Annotated in this window: 20 protein-coding genes; 12 read left to right on the top strand and 8 right to left on the bottom strand. The window is 65.9% G+C overall.

Annotated features, from left to right (window positions below):
* The 6 genes from cynS to ISS20_RS08155 all read right to left on the bottom strand — a co-directional run.
* On the bottom strand, positions 1 to 381 hold a 381-nt coding region (gene cynS / locus ISS20_RS08180), incomplete at its 3' end, for a cyanase (RefSeq protein WP_291435494.1).
* 112 nt (positions 382 to 493) lie between these two features.
* On the bottom strand, positions 494 to 1378 hold the full coding sequence (locus ISS20_RS08175) for an ABC transporter ATP-binding protein (protein ID WP_291435492.1): 885 nt from the start codon (positions 1376 to 1378) through the stop codon (positions 494 to 496).
* Entirely contained in the window at positions 1368 to 2237 is an 870-nt protein-coding gene (ntrB, locus tag ISS20_RS08170; RefSeq protein ID WP_291435490.1) for a nitrate ABC transporter permease, read from the bottom strand. The genes ISS20_RS08175 and ntrB overlap by 11 nt, the downstream gene beginning before the upstream one ends.
* A 1-nt stretch (position 2238) precedes the next feature.
* Positions 2239 to 3645, bottom strand: a complete 1407-nt coding sequence (locus ISS20_RS08165; RefSeq protein ID WP_291435488.1) for a CmpA/NrtA family ABC transporter substrate-binding protein — start codon at positions 3643 to 3645, stop codon at positions 2239 to 2241.
* Positions 3646 to 3791: 146 nt separating this feature from the next.
* Positions 3792 to 4487, bottom strand: coding sequence for a response regulator transcription factor (locus tag ISS20_RS08160; RefSeq protein WP_291435486.1), 696 nt, complete (start codon positions 4485 to 4487; stop codon positions 3792 to 3794).
* Entirely contained in the window at positions 4484 to 5692 is a 1209-nt protein-coding gene (locus tag ISS20_RS08155; RefSeq protein ID WP_291435485.1) for a PAS domain-containing sensor histidine kinase, read from the bottom strand. Before ISS20_RS08155 ends, ISS20_RS08160 begins: the two co-directional genes overlap by 4 nt.
* 102 nt (positions 5693 to 5794) lie before the next feature.
* Here ISS20_RS08155 and ISS20_RS08150 point away from each other — a divergent pair, with 102 nt between their 5' ends.
* The 4 genes from ISS20_RS08150 to ISS20_RS08135 are packed head-to-tail and all read left to right on the top strand — an operon-like array spanning position 5795 to position 8505.
* Positions 5795 to 6646 (top strand): ABC transporter permease, encoded by an 852-nt coding sequence (locus tag ISS20_RS08150; RefSeq protein WP_291435484.1) that lies wholly within the window; start codon positions 5795 to 5797, stop codon positions 6644 to 6646.
* Entirely contained in the window at positions 6643 to 7164 is a 522-nt protein-coding gene (locus ISS20_RS08145; RefSeq protein WP_291435482.1) for a hypothetical protein, read from the top strand. Before ISS20_RS08150 ends, ISS20_RS08145 begins: the two co-directional genes overlap by 4 nt.
* Positions 7157 to 8179, top strand: coding sequence for a GAF domain-containing protein (locus ISS20_RS08140; protein ID WP_291435480.1), 1023 nt, complete (start codon positions 7157 to 7159; stop codon positions 8177 to 8179). The genes ISS20_RS08145 and ISS20_RS08140 overlap by 8 nt, the downstream gene beginning before the upstream one ends.
* Positions 8176 to 8505, top strand: a complete 330-nt coding sequence (locus ISS20_RS08135) for a hypothetical protein (RefSeq protein ID WP_291435478.1) — start codon at positions 8176 to 8178, stop codon at positions 8503 to 8505. The genes ISS20_RS08140 and ISS20_RS08135 overlap by 4 nt, the downstream gene beginning before the upstream one ends.
* A gap of 165 nt (positions 8506 to 8670) precedes the next feature.
* On the opposite strand, the gene ISS20_RS08130 is transcribed toward ISS20_RS08135, so the two are convergent.
* Both ISS20_RS08130 and ISS20_RS08125 read right to left on the bottom strand, forming a co-directional pair.
* A complete protein-coding gene (locus tag ISS20_RS08130; protein ID WP_291435477.1) occupies positions 8671 to 9408 on the bottom strand; it encodes a hypothetical protein in 738 nt (245 codons plus the stop codon).
* Between the two features lie 188 nt (positions 9409 to 9596).
* Entirely contained in the window at positions 9597 to 11186 is a 1590-nt protein-coding gene (locus ISS20_RS08125; protein WP_291435475.1) for a choline dehydrogenase, read from the bottom strand.
* Between the two features lie 128 nt (positions 11187 to 11314).
* Between ISS20_RS08125 and ISS20_RS08120 the strand changes: the two genes are divergently transcribed.
* The 8 genes from ISS20_RS08120 to ISS20_RS08085 all read left to right on the top strand — a co-directional run bounded on the left by ISS20_RS08120 (position 11315) and on the right by ISS20_RS08085 (position 18593).
* Positions 11315 to 12163, top strand: coding sequence for a 3-hydroxybutyryl-CoA dehydrogenase (locus tag ISS20_RS08120; RefSeq protein WP_146870108.1), 849 nt, complete (start codon positions 11315 to 11317; stop codon positions 12161 to 12163).
* A 203-nt stretch (positions 12164 to 12366) separates the two neighbouring features.
* The gene (locus tag ISS20_RS08115; protein ID WP_291435471.1) at positions 12367 to 13185 is read left to right on the top strand and encodes a crotonase/enoyl-CoA hydratase family protein; all 819 of its coding nucleotides are present in this window, start codon (positions 12367 to 12369) and stop codon (positions 13183 to 13185) included.
* A gap of 271 nt (positions 13186 to 13456) precedes the next feature.
* Positions 13457 to 13921 carry a MarR family transcriptional regulator gene (locus ISS20_RS08110; protein ID WP_099731384.1) on the top strand — a complete coding sequence of 155 codons (465 nt, stop codon included), beginning with the start codon at positions 13457 to 13459 and terminating at the stop codon, positions 13919 to 13921.
* Positions 13922 to 13993: 72 nt separating this feature from the next.
* A complete protein-coding gene (locus tag ISS20_RS08105) occupies positions 13994 to 14410 on the top strand; it encodes an organic hydroperoxide resistance protein (protein ID WP_056060042.1) in 417 nt (138 codons plus the stop codon).
* A gap of 273 nt (positions 14411 to 14683) precedes the next feature.
* A complete protein-coding gene (locus tag ISS20_RS08100; RefSeq protein WP_291435468.1) occupies positions 14684 to 15070 on the top strand; it encodes a DUF1304 domain-containing protein in 387 nt (128 codons plus the stop codon).
* A gap of 131 nt (positions 15071 to 15201) precedes the next feature.
* Positions 15202 to 15960 (top strand): metallophosphoesterase family protein, encoded by a 759-nt coding sequence (locus tag ISS20_RS08095; RefSeq protein WP_291435466.1) that lies wholly within the window; start codon positions 15202 to 15204, stop codon positions 15958 to 15960.
* Positions 15957 to 17393, top strand: a complete 1437-nt coding sequence (locus tag ISS20_RS08090; protein WP_291435464.1) for a bifunctional serine/threonine-protein kinase/universal stress protein — start codon at positions 15957 to 15959, stop codon at positions 17391 to 17393. The genes ISS20_RS08095 and ISS20_RS08090 overlap by 4 nt, the downstream gene beginning before the upstream one ends.
* Positions 17394 to 17498: 105 nt before the next feature.
* Positions 17499 to 18593 (top strand): DUF2855 family protein, encoded by a 1095-nt coding sequence (locus ISS20_RS08085; RefSeq protein ID WP_291435462.1) that lies wholly within the window; start codon positions 17499 to 17501, stop codon positions 18591 to 18593.
* The last annotated feature ends 34 nt before the right edge of the window (positions 18594 to 18627 follow it).

The raw sequence follows: 18627 nt of genomic DNA, 5'->3' as shown, positions 1-18627 counted from the left end.
ATTGGCTTCGCGCTGGATGTCCATGCTGAAGTCGATGGCGCTCATGATGCCGTCGCCAAACTCTTCGTGCATCAGCTCCTTGATGGTCGTGCCGTACACGCTCACGATTTCATACCAGCGGTAAATCAGAGGGTCGGTAGGCACGGGCGTGGGCAGCGAGCCCTTGTAGGGCACTACCTGCAGCCACTTCTGCTCTTCGGCCGTGAGGCCGAAGATCTTGCCCAGCACCTTGGCCTGCTCGGGCGATGCAGTCATCTGGCCCAAGCACAGGGCCGTGGTCCACTCCTTGGACTGGCCGACTTTCTTGGCAATGGCGTCCCATTGCAGGCCCTTGGCGACCTTGGTGCTGATGATTTTTTCGGTGACGTCGTTGCGGTTCATGGGGATGACTCCTTGGTTGGGGTGGGATTTGAAACGGGGAACAGGAACTTCAGGGTGCCGCCCTCCCTGCCACCCCAAGGGGCAACACGACAGGGCTTGGTTATTCAGGAAATCAGTGGGCTTTGGCTCGGGTCACCAAAAAGTCCACGATGTGGTTGCGCAGCGCGTAGTAGCCGTCCAGGTGGTGCAGGCTGGTGCGCGTGCGTTCGCGTGGCAGCGGGTTCACCACCACCTCGGCGATGCCGCCGGGGCGGTAGCCCTCGGGCGTCTCGTTGCCGTTGCTCATGAGCAGAATGCGGTCGGCCAGCAAGATGGCTTCGTCCACATCGTGGGTGATCATGAAAACCGTCTGCTGCGTCTGGCGCACGATGGCCATCAGCTCGTCCTGGATGGTGCCGCGCGTGAGCGCATCCAGTGCGCCAAAGGGTTCATCCAGCAGCAACATCTTGGGCTGGATGGAGAACGCGCGCGCAATGCCCACGCGCTGCTTCATGCCGCCTGAGAGTTGCGACGGCTTCTTGTCGATGGCAGGGCTCAGGCCCACCAGCGCCACGAACTTCTCCACATGCGCATCCACCTGGCTCTTCTTCCAGTCAGGCCAGCGCGACTTCACGGCGAACGCGATGTTCTGGCGCACCGTGAGCCAGGGCATGAGCGCGTGGCTCTGGAACACCACGCCCCGGTCCAGACTGGGGCCGGCCACTTCGCGCCCGTCCATGATGACGGTGCCCGAGGTGGCGGTGTCCAACCCCGCCAGCACGTTCAGGATGGTGGTCTTGCCGCAGCCCGAGTGGCCGATGATGCAGACGAACTCGCCCTTGTCGAGCGTAAACGACACATCGGCAAACACGGGCTTGGCGGGCACAAAGGCCTTACTCAGCCTGTCGATCTGGAGGAAGCCTTGGGTCACGGCAGAGGCCTTTCGGTACGGTATGTCAGTGGCGTAAGTGGAAAGAGGGGCTGAAACAGCCGGGCCCTGGGCGACATCACTCCACATAGGTCACCACCTTCTGCAGCTGGCCAAACGCCAGGTCGAGCAACATGCCCACCACACCGATCACCAGGATGGCGAAGATCACGTTGGTGAGCGACAGGTTGTTCCACTCGTTCCACACGAAGTAGCCAATTCCCGTGCCGCCCACCAGCATCTCGGCCGCCACGATCACCAGCCAGGCGATGCCCATGCTGATGCGCATGCCCGTGAGGATGGTGGGCGCTGCGGCGGGCAGGATCACCAGGAAGGCCTTGCGCAGCGGGTTGACCTGCAGCGTGGCCGACACGTTGAGCCACTCGCGCTTGACCGAGGCCACACCAAACGCCGTGTTCACCAGCATGGGCCACACCGAGCAGATGAAGATCACGAAGATGCCCGAGATCGATGAGTCCTTGATGGTGTAGAGCGCGAGCGGCATCCACGCCAGCGGGCTGATGGGCTTGAGCACCTGGATGAACGGGTCGAACGCACGGCGCAGCAGCGGCGACATGCCGATGACGAAACCGAGCGGTATCGCCACCAGGCAGGCCAGGCCAAACCCCAGCGCGACACGGCCCAGCGAATGCGCGAGCTGGATGGCGATGCCCTTGTCGTTGGGGCCGTTGTCATAGAACGGGTTGGACAAATGCCCCCACACGGTACGGCCCATCTCTGCCAGCGAGGGGAAGCCGCTGCCCTTGGCGCTGGCGCCTGGGTCCTTGCCCATCATCTTGGCGTACTCGATCTGCTCGGCGGTCATGCCGGCCGTGCTGTTGCCCGCGCCCGAAGAAGCGGTGGCGATGTACCAGATCCCCAGCAGGGCCAGGAAGATGAGCACGGACAACAGGCCCGCGCGCAGGTTGAGGTTCTTGGCGGGAGTCATGTCATGCCGCCTTGCGAATGGGGAAGCTCTTTGCGTACTCGCTCGCCTTAGCGGCATCGAATTCGCGCCCCATGATCTTGAACTTGGGGTACGCGCCTTCGGGCACCTTCTGGTCCAGCGCCTTCATCTGCTTTTTCGCATCGGTGATGAGGAACACCTTTTCGGCGATCTGCTTGTAGTCCACATCGCCCTTGATGTAGCCCCAGCGCTGCATCTGCGTGAGCATCCACACGGCCATGCTCTGCCAGGGCATGGGGTCGAAGTCCGCCCGGTCGGGCACGTTCTGGATCTTGCCCAGGCCGTCGGCGAACTTTCCGGTGAGCACCTGGTTGAGCACTGCCTCGGGCTGGTTCAGGTAGGCCTGGGGCGCAATCACCTTGGCGATGAGCTCGCGGTTGGCCGGGTTGCGCGCCATCGCGGCCGAGGTGAGCACCGCGCGGTACAGCGCGGCAAAGGTGTTGGGGTTCTTCTGGATGAACTCGGTGCTGGTGCCGAAGGCGCAGCAGGGGTGGCCGTTCCACAGGTCCTTGGTGAGCAGGTGGATGAAGCCGACTTCCTCGAACACGGCACGCTGGTTGAAAGGATCGGGGCCGAGGAAGCCGTCGATATTGCCCGCGCGCAGGTTGGCCACCATCTCGGCGGGTGGCACCACGCGCAGCTGCACGTCGATGTCGGGGTTCAAGCCCGCCTCGGCCAGGTAGTAGCGCAGCAGGAAGTTGTGCATGCTGTACTCGAAGGGGATCGCAAACTTGAAGCCCTTCCAGTTCTTGGGGTCGCGGTTGTCCTTGTGCTTGAGGCTCAGCGTGATGGCCTGGCCGTTCACGTTCTGGATGGTGGCCACGTTCATCGGAGTGGCGTTGGAGCCCAGGCCCATGGAGATCGCCAGCGGCATGGGCGACAGGAAGTGCGTGGCGTCGTACTCCTTGTTGATCATCTTGTCGCGGATCAGCGCCCAGCCCGCCGTCTTGGTTACCTCCACATTCAGGCCCTGCTTGCTGTAGAAGCCCAGCGGGTGGGCCATGATCAGCGGCGTGGCGCAGGTGATCGGGATGAAGCCGATCTTGAGGTTGGTCTTCTCCAGCGCGCCCTGCTTCTCTTGCGCCATGGCCTGCATGCTGGCCACGGGCAGCACGCTGGCGATGGCCGCCATGGCCGTGCCCTTGCCCACCGCCTTGATGAAGCGGCGGCGCACTGCGTCTTGCGGAAACAGCGCCTTGACCAGCGTGGCCTCGATGAACTCGTTGCTGTAGAGCTCGAACTCACGGGTCTCGCTGCGCTGGCGCAGGGTGGCGGCCGCAGCATCGGCCGACACCTCGGCGTGGTGGTCAGCCACCGTGTGGTCGCGGCCACAGCTGCATTTCAGCATCAACGGGCGGTCGGCATCGTAGGGCGAGAAGAATTCGGACATGGCACACCTCGAAGAAGTTGGTACCAGGCGTTACGCAAAGCGCGGGCCAGTTTTTGACGATGTCGGCCCGCTGTCATGAATTCGTGGGTGTGGTGTCTACAGCGTGTAGGGCCAGCACTACAAATCGGAGGTGCACGCCCCGCAAATCACTCTGCCGGTGCGCCACGCGCCAGCAGCGCCAGCTCCACGTCGTTGCGCGCGCCGGTCTTTTCGAGGATGCGGGCGCGGTAGGTGCTCACCGTGTTGGGCGCTAGCTTGAGCTGCGCACCAATTTCGCTCACGCTCTGCCCGGCAGTGAGCAGGCGGAACACCTGGTGCTCCCGATAGGAGAGCGCGTCCACCCCGGCGGGCGTGCCCTGCTGGGCGGTGCGCACCACCCCGGTGCGTTCCAGTGCACCTGCCAGGGCTTGCGCGGTCGCCTCCGTCAGGTAACGCTCGCCTGCTGCCACCTTGCGCACGGCGGCCACCATGTCGTCGGGATCGGCGCTTTTGTGCAGGTAGCCCGCCGCGCCCATCTGGATGCAGCGCACCGCGTATTGCCGCTCGGGGTAGGTGCTGAGCATCAGCACCGGCAATGCAGGCCAGGCCTTGCGCAGCGCCTGCAGCACTTCGAGGCCGTCCATGCCCGGCATGGCGATGTCCAGCAGCACCAGGTCCAGCCCCGGTGTTCCCGTGGGCCCTTGCAGGGCGGCGACCAGCTCCAGCACCTCGCGGCCCTGGGTGGCCTCGGCGACCACGGTGATCTCGGGCGCGCCATTGGCCGGGTCGCCCAGCACCTGCTTGAGCCCCTCCCGCACGATGCGGTGATCATCACCGATCAACACTCGAACCACGGAATTCATGACAGCTCCAGAGGAATCAGCAATTGCAGGCACGAGCCCTGCCCCGGCTCGCTGGTGATGCTCAGCCGGCCCCCAAGCTGCCGCGCCCGCTCGCGCATGCCCATCACGCCATAGGCGGTGGGCGCCTCCAGGGCCTGGCGGGTGGCGCCCACGCCGTTGTCGCGCACGCGCAGTTGCAGCATCTCATCTTGCACGTCGATGGCAATGTCGATGGCGCTGGCCTGCGCGTGGCGGCCCACATTGCTCAGCATCTCCTGGAAGATACGGAACACAGCGATGGCTGCAGGCTCGGGCAAGTGCAGGGTGGCGGGCACATCCATCTGCCATGCCAGCTCCAGTTCGGCCGACTGCACGAACTCCTGCGCCTGCCACTCCAGCGCGGCCCATAGCCCCTGGTGGTCCAGGATGCTGGGGCGCAGGTCGGTGATGATGCGGCCCACGTTGTCCACCGCGTTTTCGATCAGGCGGCTCATGTTCTGGCACTTGCAGCGCATCTGGGTGCGCATGTCTCCCGCCGCCTCGGGCGTGCGCTCGCCCTGCTCGCCCAGGCGCTTGTGCAACCAGTTCACATCCATCTTCAGCGCCACCAGCAGGCTGCCTAGCTCGTCGTGCACTTCGCGGGCGATGCGGGTGCGTTCGTCCTCCCGCACCTGCTCCGAGTAAGCCGACAGCTCGCGCAGCTGCGCTAGCGCCTGCGACAGCTCGTGCGTGCGGGCGGCCACGCGGCGCTCCAGTTCGTCATTGGCACGGGCCAGTTCATCGTGCGCGCGTTGCAGCTCATCGGCAGCACGCTTGCGGCTGGTGATATCCACAAAGGCGATCACGGCTCCCTGCACCTGGTCACCTTCCAGAATCGGGTGGCTCGAATACTCCACGGCAAACGCCGAGCCATCGCGGCGCCAGAACACCTCGGTGTCCACCCGGCAGGGCAGGCCCTGGCGGAAGGCATTGAAGATGGGGCAGTCGCTGTCGGCGTAGGGGCTGCCGTCGGGGTGGCTGTGGTGGGTGAGCGCATGCATGTTGCGTCCCATCACCTCCTCAGCGGCAAAGCCCAGCATCTGTGCGCCCGCCCGGTTGATGAACACGCAGTTGCCGGCCAGGTCGATACCAAACACGCCCTCGCCCGTGGACTCCAGCAGCAACCCCAGGCGGTTTTGCCAGAGGGCACTGGCACCGGCGGGCAGGTTCAGGACATGGGTGGGCATGACAGCACCCAAGCAATGGGCGTGCCCAGCCGGCCAGGCGGGCCATTCCAGCAGGCGCGCCAGGGGCTGTGCGTCCGCCCGCCAACATCGCACAATAAGCGGATGCAAACCGTTACCCCGTCCTCCGTGGCCTCTGTGGCCCCGCCCCCGCCGTCGGTATGGCGCCCGCCCAGCCTGTCCGTGCGCTGGTGGCCCGTGTTCATGCGCAACCTGCTCGTCTGGCGCAAGCTGGCCATCCCCAGCCTGGTGGGCAACATTGCCGAGCCGCTGATGTGGCTGGTGGCCTTTGGCTACGGCATGGGGGCCCTGGTGGGGCAGGTGAACGTGGGCGGCGCGGCGGGCGACACCAAGGTGCCCTACATCCTGTTCCTCGCCAGCGGCTCCATCTGCATGAGCGCCATGAACGCGGCCAGCTTCGAGGCGCTGTACTCGGCCTTCTCGCGCATGCATGTGCAAAAGACCTGGGACGGCATCATGAACGCGCCGGTCAGCCTGGACGACGTGGTGCTGGCCGAAATGCTGTGGGCCGCGTTCAAGGCGCTTTTTACCGTCACCGCCATCCTGGGCGTGATGCTGGCGCTCTCCATCAGCCACAGCCCCAAGTTGCTGGTGGCCTGGCCGGTGCTGTTGTTTGTGGGGGTGATGTTCTCCAGCATCGCGCTCATCTTCAATGCCCTGGCCAAGGGGTATGACTTCTTCACCTACTACTTCACCCTGGTGCTCACGCCCATGATGTTTCTCTCGGGTGTGTTCTTCCCGCGCGAGCAACTGCCCCCCATCGTGCGAGCGATCTCCGACTGGCTGCCGCTGACCAACGCGGTCGAACTGGTGCGCCCGTTGTTCATGGACCAGTGGCCTGCCCACCCATGGCGCCATGGTCTGGTGCTGGTGGTGACCACCGTGGTGGCGTTCTGGGCGGCGTTGGCACTGACCCGCAAGCGCTTCAAGGCATGACGGTCGTGCTGGACCCGGACCGCATCGCCATGGTGGCCAAAGGCGTGTCGGCCATCGTGGCGTCGCGCGATGCAGCCCTGCGCCCGAGCATCATGCGGGCCGTGGGCAGCCACATCAGTGCCGACGGACAGGAAGTCACGGTCTACCTGCGGAGCACCCAGTCCAGGCAGTTGCTGCAGGACATTGCCGAAACCGGTGAGATTGCCGTGGTCTTCAGCGAGCCATCCACCCACCGAACGCTGCAGCTCAAGGCCCGCCAAGCCACCCAGCGCCCGGCTCATGACGATGATCTTCCGGTGCTACAGGCCTACCTGCAGTCCATGGTGCACGAGGTAGGCAGGGTTGGCTACGGGCCTCGCTACGTGGCGGCCATGCTGGCGGCGCCACTGGAGGATGTGGTGGCAGTGACCTTCACCCCCACCAGTGCGTTCGACCAGACCCCCGGCCCGCGCGCGGGCGCTGCGTTACCCACCACGCCCGCGACACGTCCATCACCTGCGCTTGCCAGCCATGAGTGACGCCCCCTCCCTGCACACGATCCGCCCATGCCTGGAGGGCGCCATCCCGGCAGTGATGGCGACCTGTGACCCCGATGGCACGCCCAACGTGGCCTACATCTCGCAGGTGGTCTATGTAGACGCAGCGCATGTGGCGCTGTCGTTCCAGTTCTTCAACAAGACCCGCCAGAACATCCTGCGCAACCCGCGCGCATCAGTGCTGGTGCTGGACCCGGTCACCGCCCATTTCTACCGCCTGCACCTGCTGTACGAACGCACCGAAGACAGCGGCCCCGTGTTTGAGAGCATGCGCGCGCAGCTGGCGGGCATTGCGTCGCATGAGGGTATGGCCGAAGTGTTTGAACTCAAAGGGGCCGACATCTACGCCGTGGAGCGCATCGAATCGGTGGCGGGTGAAGGCCTGCCTGCACCGGCGCCGCGCTCCGGGCTGCTGCACACGCTGCGCCTGTGCAGCGAAAGCATCGCGCGCTGTACGGGGCTGGACGAATTGCTGCAAGGCGCACTGCAAGGCCTGCAGGACAAGCTGGGCATCGAACACGCGATGGTGCTGATGCTGGACGCCAGCGCCCAGCAGCTCTACACCGTGGCCAGCTGCGGCTACGCCACCTCGGGCGTGGGTTCAGAAATCCGGCTGGGCCAGGGGGTGATCGGCATGGCAGCCCGCGAGCGCACGCCGGTGCGCATCAGCCACATGACGCACGCCGCCCTGTACAGCCATGCCATCCGCGAGAGCATGGACGCGCACGCCACACCCGATGCGCCCGCGTTGCGCGGCCTGGACATCCCCTACCCCGGCCTGCCGGAGCCGCACAGCCAGGTGGCTGTGCCGCTGCTGTCAGCCGGGCGGCTGCTGGGCGTGCTGTTTGCCGAGAGCCCGCAGGACATGCGGTTTGGTTTTGAGGATGAAGACCTGCTGGTGGCCATGGCGGGCCAACTGGCGGCTGCCATTGACCTGCTGCAGGCGTCGCCCGATGCCACCGATCCACTGCCCGCCATCTCTGCGGCCCCCCCGTGACTGGCAGCGCATTGCGGGTGCGCCACTTTGCAGCCAACGACAGCGTGTTCATCAACGACGACTACCTGATCAAGGGCGTTGCGGGCGCCATTGTCTGGAAGCTGCTGCGCGACCACCAGCAAACGGGCCGCGTGGACTTCACCAACCGCGAACTGCGGCTGGACCCCGCCCTGCGCCTGCCCGATGTGGCCGACAACCTCGAAGCGCGGTTGCTGTTGCTGCAGCGCCGCCTGCAGGAGAACTGCCCGCACATCCACATCGAAAAAACGGGGCGCGGGCGCTTTCGGCTGTGTGTGCTGCGCCCTGTGGTGCTGGAAGACGCTTGAGCCTCAGAAGGTGTGAATGAGTCCGGCGAGCCCGAGCAGGCCGTCAAAACGCGGCCGATCGAGACGCAAAGCGCAGCCATAGCTTGGGCTATGGCGAGCATTTGTAACGACGAACGGGTGTGTTTTGGCGGGATGAGCGGGCATGGCGGGTTTGTTCACACCTTCTCAGTGCACCAGACCCGGCACCACCGGCAGCCCCAGGCTGCGCATGAGCTTGGTCCACTCGGGCTGCGTGAGATGCGGCTGCACCTGCGCCAGCACAGCCGCCAGCACGGGGGCTGGGGCGTGTTGCTGCATGTCCGACAACATGGCGGTGCGCTCTGCCGGTGACATGTACGGCACCATCCAGCGGGCCACCACCATCATTTCCTGCGGCGGGATCGAGGCCACCAGCGCATCGTGCACGCCCGCCAGTTCCGCGTCGGTGTAGCACTGCCACAGAACTCGGTTGTGCGCAGTCTCTTCCTCGTGCATGTGCTCGAAGTTGTGCGCCACAAACAGCGCCAGCTGGCGGTACAGGGCCTGGGTGGCTGCGGGGCGTGCGGGCTTGGCACAGGCCATCAGGTGGTTCACCCCGTCTGCCAGGGCCGTGATGGCCTCTTCGTGCTCCACATGTTCACCGGCAATGCTCTGGCTGGATCCGGGCTGGCGCGCCTCCATGGCGGCGTGCACGAACTGGTTCTCGTGGTGCAGGTGGGCGCGGCACAGGTCCAGCAACTGCATCACGCGGTCGCAGGTGTGGGCAAACTCCAGGTCGTCCTCGACATCCATGCGGCCCAGGCCCAGCAGCGTGTCGGCCATGAAGGCGCGCAGCGCCTTGTGGATGCTGGCGTACATATCCATGCGGGGGGCGGCGGGCTGGGCTTGTGTCAGTGCGGCAATTTCGCGGGCATCAATCTTCATCACGTTCTTTCATGGCCCCGGTGGGCTCTTTCAGCGCCTTTTTTTTGGCGCCGGGCCGGGTGCACCATGCACCCTTTTCCATGCAAAGAAGTCTAGAAATTCGCCGCGCTTTTGCCTGTTAAAAACTCCTTAAACAGACCCTTTGAAAACCTTAAAAATCGCGTTCCGGGCGCCAAACGTGAAATCGTTCACGGCGCGGCCCGCAGCAGGTCCACCGCTTTTTCAGCAATCATCACCGTCGGCGCGTTGGTGTTGCCGCTCACGATGCGCGGCATGATGGACGCGTCCACCACGCGCAGGCCCGACAGGCCGTGCACACGCAGCTGTGCATCCACCACATCCAGAGGCCCAGGGCCCATGCGACAGCTGCCCACGGGGTGATAGATGGTGTCGGCGTACTGACGGATGAACTGCTCGATCTCGGCAGGGGTACGCGCGTTGGCCGAGGCTGCCAGCTCCTTGGCGCCGAACTTCGCCAGCGCGGGCTGCGCCAGAATCTCGCGCGTGCGCTGAAAGCCACGCACCATGCGCGCCATGTCATCCGGGTCCGCGAGGAAGTTCGGGTCCACCAAAGGCAAGGCCATGGGGTCGCGGCTGGCCAGCGTGACCGAGCCCCGGCTCTTGGGCTGCAGCAGGCACACGTGGGCCGAGTAACCATGGCCGAACACGGTCTTGCGCCCGTGGTCCACCAGCTTGCCGATCACAAAGTGCAGCTGCAGGTCGGGCGCGGGCTCGGACGGGTCGCTTTTGATGAAGCCCCCCGCCTCGGCAAAGTTCGTGGTCAACATGCCCGTGCGGTGCTTGCGCCATTCGGCTATGCCGCGCAGCGTCTGCGCCATGCCCGACAGTGACAGGCCGAACAGGTCCTTGAGCTCGGGTGCGTCCAGCACCTGCACCACGTCGGGGTGGTCGTGCAGATGCTGGCCCACGCCCGGCAGGTCGTGCAGCACCGGGATGCCGTGTTGCTGCAAATGCGCGGCAGGCCCCACGCCCGACAGCATCAGCAACTGCGGCGACAGCAGCGCGCCCGCACTCAGCAGCACCTCGCGGCCCGCTCGCACCTGCTTGATCGCGCCGCCCTGGCGGTATTCGACACCCACCGCGCGCGTGCCGTCGAACAGGATGCGCGTGGCATGCGCCCCGGTGATGACCTGCAGGTTGGGTCGCGCCAGGTGCGGCGTGAGGTAGCCCTTGGCTGCGCTGTGGCGCTCGCCGTTCTTGTGCGTGACCTGGTACAGGCCCACACCTTCCTGCGTGGCGCCGTTGAAGTCGGTGTTGTGCGGGTGCCCGGCCTGCACACCTGCGTCGGTGAAATATTGGCTGAACCGGTTGGGTGCACGCAGGTCTGCCACGTTGAAGGGGCCGCCCCGGCCATGCCAAGCGTTGGCGCCGCGTTCGTTGTTCTCGGCACGCACGAAGTAAGGCTTCACATCCTCCCAGCCCCAGCCCGGGTTGCCCTGCGCGGCCCAGTGGTCATAGTCGGCGTGCTGGCCCCGGATGTAGACCATGGCGTTGATGGAGCTGGAGCCCCCCAGCACCTTGCCGCGTGGCTGGTAGCCGCGCCGGTTATTCAGCGCAGCCTGCGGCGTGGTGTTGAAGCCCCAGCCGTTCAGTTCGAACTTGGCCATCACGGCCAGCCCAGCCGGGCAGTGGATGAGCACGCTTTTGTCGGCAGGCCCTGCCTCCAGCAGGCAGACGCGTACGGAGGGGTTCTCAGTCAGACGGCCGGCCAGCACGGAGCCCGCCGATCCGCCACCGATCACGATGTAGTCAAACATGTTTTGTGTCTCCTCCGCCATGCTGCGCAGCGGCTTGTTGGTTCAGGTTTGACGCACGATAACCGAACGGTCGTGCGATTCGCCTTACCATTCCGTCCATCCGTTTCACTTTGAAGAGGGCTCTCTATATGACGATTCAGACCGTAGGCATCATCGGCGCAGGCACCATGGGCAACGGCATTGCACAGGCCTGTGCGGTGTCGGGCATCAACGTGGTGATGGTCGATATCTCGGATGCTGCAGTGCAAAAAGGCCTGGCCACCGTGGCTGGCAGCCTGGACCGCTTGATCAAGAAGGAGAAGATCAGCGCCGCCGACAAGGACGCAGCCTTGGCGCGCATCAAGACCTCCACCAGCTACGACGACCTCAAGGCCGCGCAGCTGGTGATCGAAGCCGCCACCGAGAACTACGAGCTCAAGCTCAAGATCTTGAAGCAGGTCGATGCACTGGTGGGCCCCGAGGTGCTGATTGCATCGAACACGTCCTCGATCTCCATCACCAAGCTGGCCGCCGCCACCAGCCGCGCCGACCGCTTCATTGGCATGCACTTCTTCAACCCCGTACCCATGATGGCGCTGGTGGAGATCATCCGTGGCCTGCAGACCAGCGACGCCACGCACGACGCCGTGAAGGCGCTGGCCGAAGCCCTGGGCAAGAGCCCTATCACCGTGAAGAACGCGCCCGGTTTTGTGGTCAACCGCATCCTGGTGCCCATGATCAACGAGGCCTTCTTCGTGCTGGCGGAAGGCCTGGCCACACCCGAGGACATCGACGCGGGCATGAAACTGGGCTGCAACCAGCCCATCGGCCCGCTGGCGCTGGCGGACATGATCGGCCTGGATGTGTGCCTGGCCGTGATGGACGTGTACCTCACCGAGTTCGGCGACAGCAAGTACCGCCCCTGCCCGCTGCTCAAGGAAATGGTGGCGGCGGGCCGCCTGGGCCGCAAGACAGGCCAGGGCGTGTATAGCTATTGACCCCCTGAGGCGCTTCGCGCCTTCCCCCCGAGGGGGACGCCCCCAGCGCGACGGGGCGGCTCTTGCGCGGGGGCACTGGCAGGGCGCTGCGCCGGTGGTTGAGGCCGCCGACGCATGGAAGACCTGCACGCATGTGCTGTCCCGCTTGAGACGGCGTGCACGACTGGATACGTTTTCAATCATGGGCAAGGAGACACAACACCATGCCCACCTTCACGTCCAACACGCCCCCGCCCGAGGGCTGCATTGACACCCTCGTGCTCGGCCATGTCTTGCTGATCGGCATCAACCGCCCGGCCAAGCGCAACGGCTGGACGCCTCCCATGTTCCGCCAGCTGGCCGAGGCTTACACCCGGCTTGATGACGACCCCGACCTGCGTGTTGGTGTGCTGCACGCCATGGGCGACCATTTCACGGCAGGGCTGGACCTGCCCGCCGTGAGCGCCTACATGCAGCGCGGCGAAAAAGCCATCCCCGAAGGCCTGGTGGAGCCCCACGACTACGGCCTGCCCGGCTACCGCCGACGCACCAAGCCGATGGTGGTGGCGGTCAAGGGCATCTGCTTCACCGTGGGCATCGAGCTGATGTTGGGTGCCGACATCGTGGTGGCGGCCGATAACTGCCGCTTTTCGCAGATGGAGGTGCAGCGCGGCATCATGGCCACGGGCGGCGCCACGCTGCGCATGGCCGAGCGCGCGGGCACCGGCAATGCCCTGCTGCACCTGCTGACCGCCGATGAGTTCGGCAGCGCCGAGGCGTACCGCCTGAACTTTGTGCAAAAGGTGGTGCCTGCAGGCCAGGAACTGGACGAAGCCCTGGCCATCGCCCAGCGCATCGCCATCCAGGCGCCGCTGGCGGTAGTGGCCACGCGGCTCAATGTGCTCAAGGCGATTGAGCAGGGCCAGGCCGCTGCGGTGGCAGATTTCATCCCGGTGCAAAAGGAGCTGGCCAACAGCGAGGACGCAGCCGAGGGCGTGCGCGCGTTTGTCGAGCGGCGGCCCGCGCAGTTCAGCGGGCGCTGAGGGCCTGGTGGCTCGTCGTCGCCCGAACCACGACATGCCAAATTTCAAGCCAAATCGGCCGCTAGCGCATATGAATAATGCGCTAGCAGCTCTGCTATTGATAGCAATTTCCCGAGGGTGAAGGGGGCACAGCGCCCCCGCCTGCGCAAGCGGGACGCGCGGATAGCACCGATGGCGCGGCGCCGCTCCCCCACCCACACAATCCCATCCATTAACAAAGTTTTTCACAATTCAATTGCGCACAATTTAATTTACCACCACAATTCACTCCATGCCCAGCCACAGCACACCCCACACCCCCAGCCCCGCCATCCTGCGGCTGGACAACCAGGTCTGCTTTGCGCTGTATTCCGCCTCGCTGGCGATGACGAAGCTCTACAAGCCCCTGCTCGACCAGATCGGCCTGACCTACCCCCAGTACCTCGTGATGCTGGTGCTGTGGGAACAGGATGGCGTGACCGTCTCCGAGCTGGGCGAGCGCCTGTTCCTCGACTCCGGCACGCTCACGCCGTTGCTCAAGCGCCTGGAGGCGCAGGGCCACATTGCCCGGTTGCGCGATGTGCAGGACGAGCGCCGCGTGCGCATCACCCTCACGTCACAAGGCCGCGCGCTGCGCAACCAGGCCGAAGCCATTCCACCGTGCGTGCTGCAAAGCAGCCAGTGCTCGATTGCCGAGCTGACCACCTTGACCACCGAACTCAAGCAGCTGCGAGACCGGCTCAGCGAGCAACGCTGACGGCCTGCAGACAACGCAAACACCGATTCCCTCCACCGCCCGCCAGTGGGCAACAACCGCAAGGAAGACACCATGACCACACTCGAAAAAGTCCTGTACACCGCCAAGTCGCACGTGACCGGTGGCCGCGATGGCGCCGCCAAGACCGATGACGGCCGCCTGGACGTCAAGCTGTCCTCGCCTGGTACGTCCGGCACCGGCACCAACCCCGAGCAGCTGTTTGCCTCCGGCTACGCAGCCTGCTTCATCGGCGCGATGAAGGCGGTGGGCGGCAAGATCGGCATCCCCGTGCCCCAGGACGTGTCCATCGACGCCGAAGTGGACCTGGGCCCTATTCCGAACGCCTACGGCATCGCTGCCCGCCTGGCCATCAGCCTGCCCGGCCTGGACAAGGCCACGGCCCAGAAGCTGGTAGACGCAGCCCACCAGGTCTGCCCCTACTCCAACGCCACGCGCGGCAACATCGACGTGACCATTACGATCGTCTGAGAGCGTGTTGACGACCTCTCAGTGGCCGCGCAGCGGTCTTTGCGGGATGGGATGCAAGGCGCGGTGCGCCGTGGATAGCCCCGCTATCCACAAGCGCTGCAACGCCGCAGACCGCCCGCAAAGACCACTGCCCGGAGGGTTGGAGCGAAATCGGGCGATTGAACGCCCCGGCTGCTTGCATGGGCATGAGCCCATGCGGCGCATCCGACGCATCCACTCATCCCGATTGCACTCCAACGCGGCCGCCGCGAGGCCGCCAACACGTTCTGCACCATGAGCCGCCACTTGCTTTCCCGCATCGCGGTGGCCCTGGTGGCCATCGAGCATATGTACATCCTCGTTCTCGAAATGTTCTTCTGGAACAAGCCCCTGGGCACGAAGACCTTCAACCTGACCCAGGAGCTGGCCGACGCCACCACCACGCTGGCGGCCAACCAGGGGCTGTACAACGGGTTTCTGGCGGCGGGCCTGTTCTGGGGGCTGTTCACCGGCAACCGGGTGTTCAAGATTTTCTTCCTGGCCTGTGTGATCGTGGCCGGGGTGTTTGGCGCCGCCACCGCAGCGCCCAAGATCTTCTTCAGCCAGGCGCTGCCCGCGATCATCGCGCTGGGCCTGGTGCTGGCGCTGGACAAAAAACCCGCCGCACAGCACAGCCTCTGAGCTATCAAATTAATAGCTGCCACCGCCCTATAGACGGGCGGTAGCAGCTATTTTTTTGAACCCGGGCAAACGCTACTGACTGCAAGCTGGCATTCAGCCATGCGCGCGATGATGGGGCTGGAGACAACCCCATGAAAATCGCCCTGCTGTCCGACATCCACGCCAACCGCCAGGCCCTGGACGCCTGCCTGCAACACGCCCGCGCCCAGGGCGCCGAACAATTTGCACTGCTGGGTGATCTGGTGGGCTACGGCGGCGAGCCCGTGGCGGTGGTGGAGCAGGTGCGTGACCTGGCTCAGCAAGGCGCCCTGTGCGTGCTGGGCAACCACGACGCCATGGCTCTGGCCCCCCCCGCCAACCCACGCAACCGCAGCGAGCTGGGAGCGCAGTGGACGCACGACCAGCTCGGCAACAGCCACATCGCCTTTTTGCAGTCGCTGCCGCTCACGGCACGGCTGGGCAGCAGCGCCTTGCTAGTGCACGCCAGTGCCGACATGCCCGCGCAGTGGCGGTATGTGGAGGACTCCAACGCCGCCGAGCGCAGCATGACCGCCGCGCAAGGCATCGACCCCGCCATCCGCTACGTGTTCTGCGGCCATGTGCACGAGCAGGTGCTGTACTTCCTCACACCCACGGCCAAGCTGATGCGTTTTGCGCCCGAGCCCGGCGTGCCGGTTCCCGTGCCGACACACCGCCAGTGGCTGGGCATCGTGGGCTCGGTGGGCCAGCCGCGCGACGGCGATGCACGCGCCATGTACGCACTGTTCGACGACACCGCCAGGCAGATCACCTTCCACCGCGTGCCGTATGACCACCTGGCCGCCGCAGCCGCCATCCGCGCGGCAGGCCTGCCCGCGTTCTATGCCGACAGGCTGGAGCATGGTCAATGAAACTGCTCGAACCCGGCACCGAGATCGACGGCTTCCGCGTGATGGACTGCATCCACGCGGGCGGCATGGCCCACATCTACGCCGTGGAATACGCGCAGGCCGACCGCAGCCCCGGCTTTGCCATGGCGATGAAGATCCCGCGCATGACGGCGGGTGACGGGGCCGAGAACATCGTGAGCTTCGAAGTGGAGCTGCAGATCCTGCCCGTGCTCAGCGGCCCGCATGTGCCGCGTTTTGTGGCGGCAGGCGACCTGGTGCGGCTGCCCTATCTGGTCATGGAATACATCCCCGGCCAGACGCTGCAGCACTGGCTGGATGTGCCCGGGCGCTGCGACATCGCCACAATAGCCCGCCTGGGCGCGGCCACGGCGCACGCCGCGCACAGCCTGCACCAGCAGAACGTGTGCCACCTGGACCTCAAGCCCGCCAACGTGCTCATCAAGGCCGATGGCACGGCCGTGCTGCTGGACTTTGGCCTGTCGTGCCACGCGCACTACCCCGACCTGCTGGCCGAGGAAATGCGCCAGGCCGTGGGCTCGCCCGCCTGGATTGCGCCGGAGCAGGTGGTGGGGGTGCGCGGCGACCCACGCAGTGACATCTTCGCCATCGGCGTGATGCTGTACGAGCTGGCCACGGGCGAGCTGCCCTTTGGCGCACCCGCCACCAGCGGCGGCATGCGCCAGCGCCTGTGGATGACGCCCGCGCCGCCGCGCAAGCACCGAGCCGACATCCCGCCCTGGCTGCAGGAGGTCATCCTGCGCTGCCTAGAGCCCGAGGCCGCGAGCCGCTACCCATCGGCAGCACACCTGGCCTTCGACCTGTCCAACCCCGAACAGGTGCTGGTTACCGAACGCGGCGAACGCACGGAGCGCACACCACTGCGCACGCATGTGCGCCGCTGGCTGCGTGCTGCGGGCATGCACTACACGCCCAGCCCCCTGCCCTCGCAGCAGATCGAGGACACGCCCATCCTCATGGTGGCCGTGCCCCATGCCGACGTGACGGACGCCACGCTGTATTCGCTGCGCCAGGCGGTGGCACGCTCCCTGGGCATACGCCCCGGCGCGCGGCTTGCCTGCGTGACGGTGGTGTCGCCCGGCGCCAGCAGCACCAGCGACAGCGAGCGCAGCGAAACCACGCTGCACCGCCAGCACATGGCGCGCCTGCGCCAGTGGGCCCAGGGGCTGGACCTGACCGGACATGCCGTGAGCTACCACGTGCTCGAAGCGGGCGACGTGGCCCAGGCGCTGGTGCGCTACGCGGCCAGCAACCACGTGAGCATGATGATCCTAGGCGCCGCCACCCACGGGCTGCAAACCCAGCGCTTTTTTGCCACGGTGCCCATGCGCGTGGCGCGCGATGCGCCCTGCACCGTCATCCTGGTCAAGCAGGCGCTGCCTTTCGAGCAACTGGCCCAGCCCACGGAGGACTGAGCCCGTCAGCATTCCGGCACTCCGGCGCACCGCCACGCCCCGCACCTGTCGCCCAGGCGGCGCGCGCCGCTTGAGCGCGGACCCGCTTTGGTTTAGCGTCGCGGCATGAGCACCACCACCCTTCTCGTGCGCCAGGACCAGCTGGCCACCACCCGCCTGTTGACCACCGACGACACCCCGCTGGCCGAGGGCCAGGTCCGCGTGCGGGTCGAGTCCTTTGCCCTCACGGCCAACAACATCACCTATGCCGCGCTGGGCGACATGCTGAACTACTGGCAGTTCTTCCCCACCGGCGAGGCCGGCTGGGGCATCGTGCCCGTGTGGGGCTTCGGCACCGTGGTGCAGTCGCTGCACCCGGCCGTGGCCGTGGGCGAGCGGCTGTATGGCTACTGGCCCATGGCCAGTCAGGCCGTGCTGTCGCCCCAGCGGGTCAACCCCACGGGCTTCAGCGACGGCGCCCCGCACCGCGCGGGCCTGCATGCGGTCTACAACCACTACCTGCGCACCAGCACCGATGGGCTGTACCGCGCTGACAACGAAGACGTGCAGGCCCTGCTGCGGCCGCTGTTCATCACCTCGTGGCTCATCGACGACTTTCTGGCCGACCAGCAGTTCTTTGGCGCCCGGCGCATGCTGCTGTCCAGCGCGTCGAGCAAAACGGCCTACGGCACCGCCTTCCAGCTTGCACAGCGGGAGGGCATCGAGGTCATTGGCCTCACCTCGCCCGGCAATGTGGCGTTTTGCGAAAGCCTGGGCTGCTACAGCCGCGTGGTCACCTACGACACACTGGACCAGATCGATGGCGCCACACCCAGCGTCTACATCGACTTTGCGGGCAGCGTGGGCCTGCGCCAGCGCATCCATGCCCACTTCACGGGCCTGGCCTACAGCTGCTCGGTGGGCGCCAGCCATGTGCAGGACCTGGGCGGCGCAGGCCAGTTGCCCGGCCCGCGCCCGGTGATGTTCTTCGCCCCCGCCCAGGTCAAGAAGCGCCACGCCGACTGGGGTGCGCAGGGCCTGAACGACCGCCTGGTGACGGCCTGGGACCAGTTCAGCGCCGCCGTCTCGTCGGGGCCGCAGCCCTGGCTGGTGGTGCAGCACCACACGGGCCCCGAGGCCACGCAGACGCTCTTCGTCAGCGTGCTGGCGGGCAGCGGTGACCCACGCGCGGGGCATATCGCGACGATGTTGCCGCGCTGACGGCCCCCCGCGCAAGCGACGGTAGGGCAGGCGG

It is taken from the genome of Acidovorax sp. (assembly GCF_016783915.1).
In the GTDB taxonomy this organism is placed as follows: Bacteria; Pseudomonadota; Gammaproteobacteria; order Burkholderiales; family Burkholderiaceae_C; genus Acidovorax.
The sequence above is the reverse complement of the archived record's forward strand: the minus strand, read 5'-3'. Positions and strand labels throughout refer to the sequence as shown.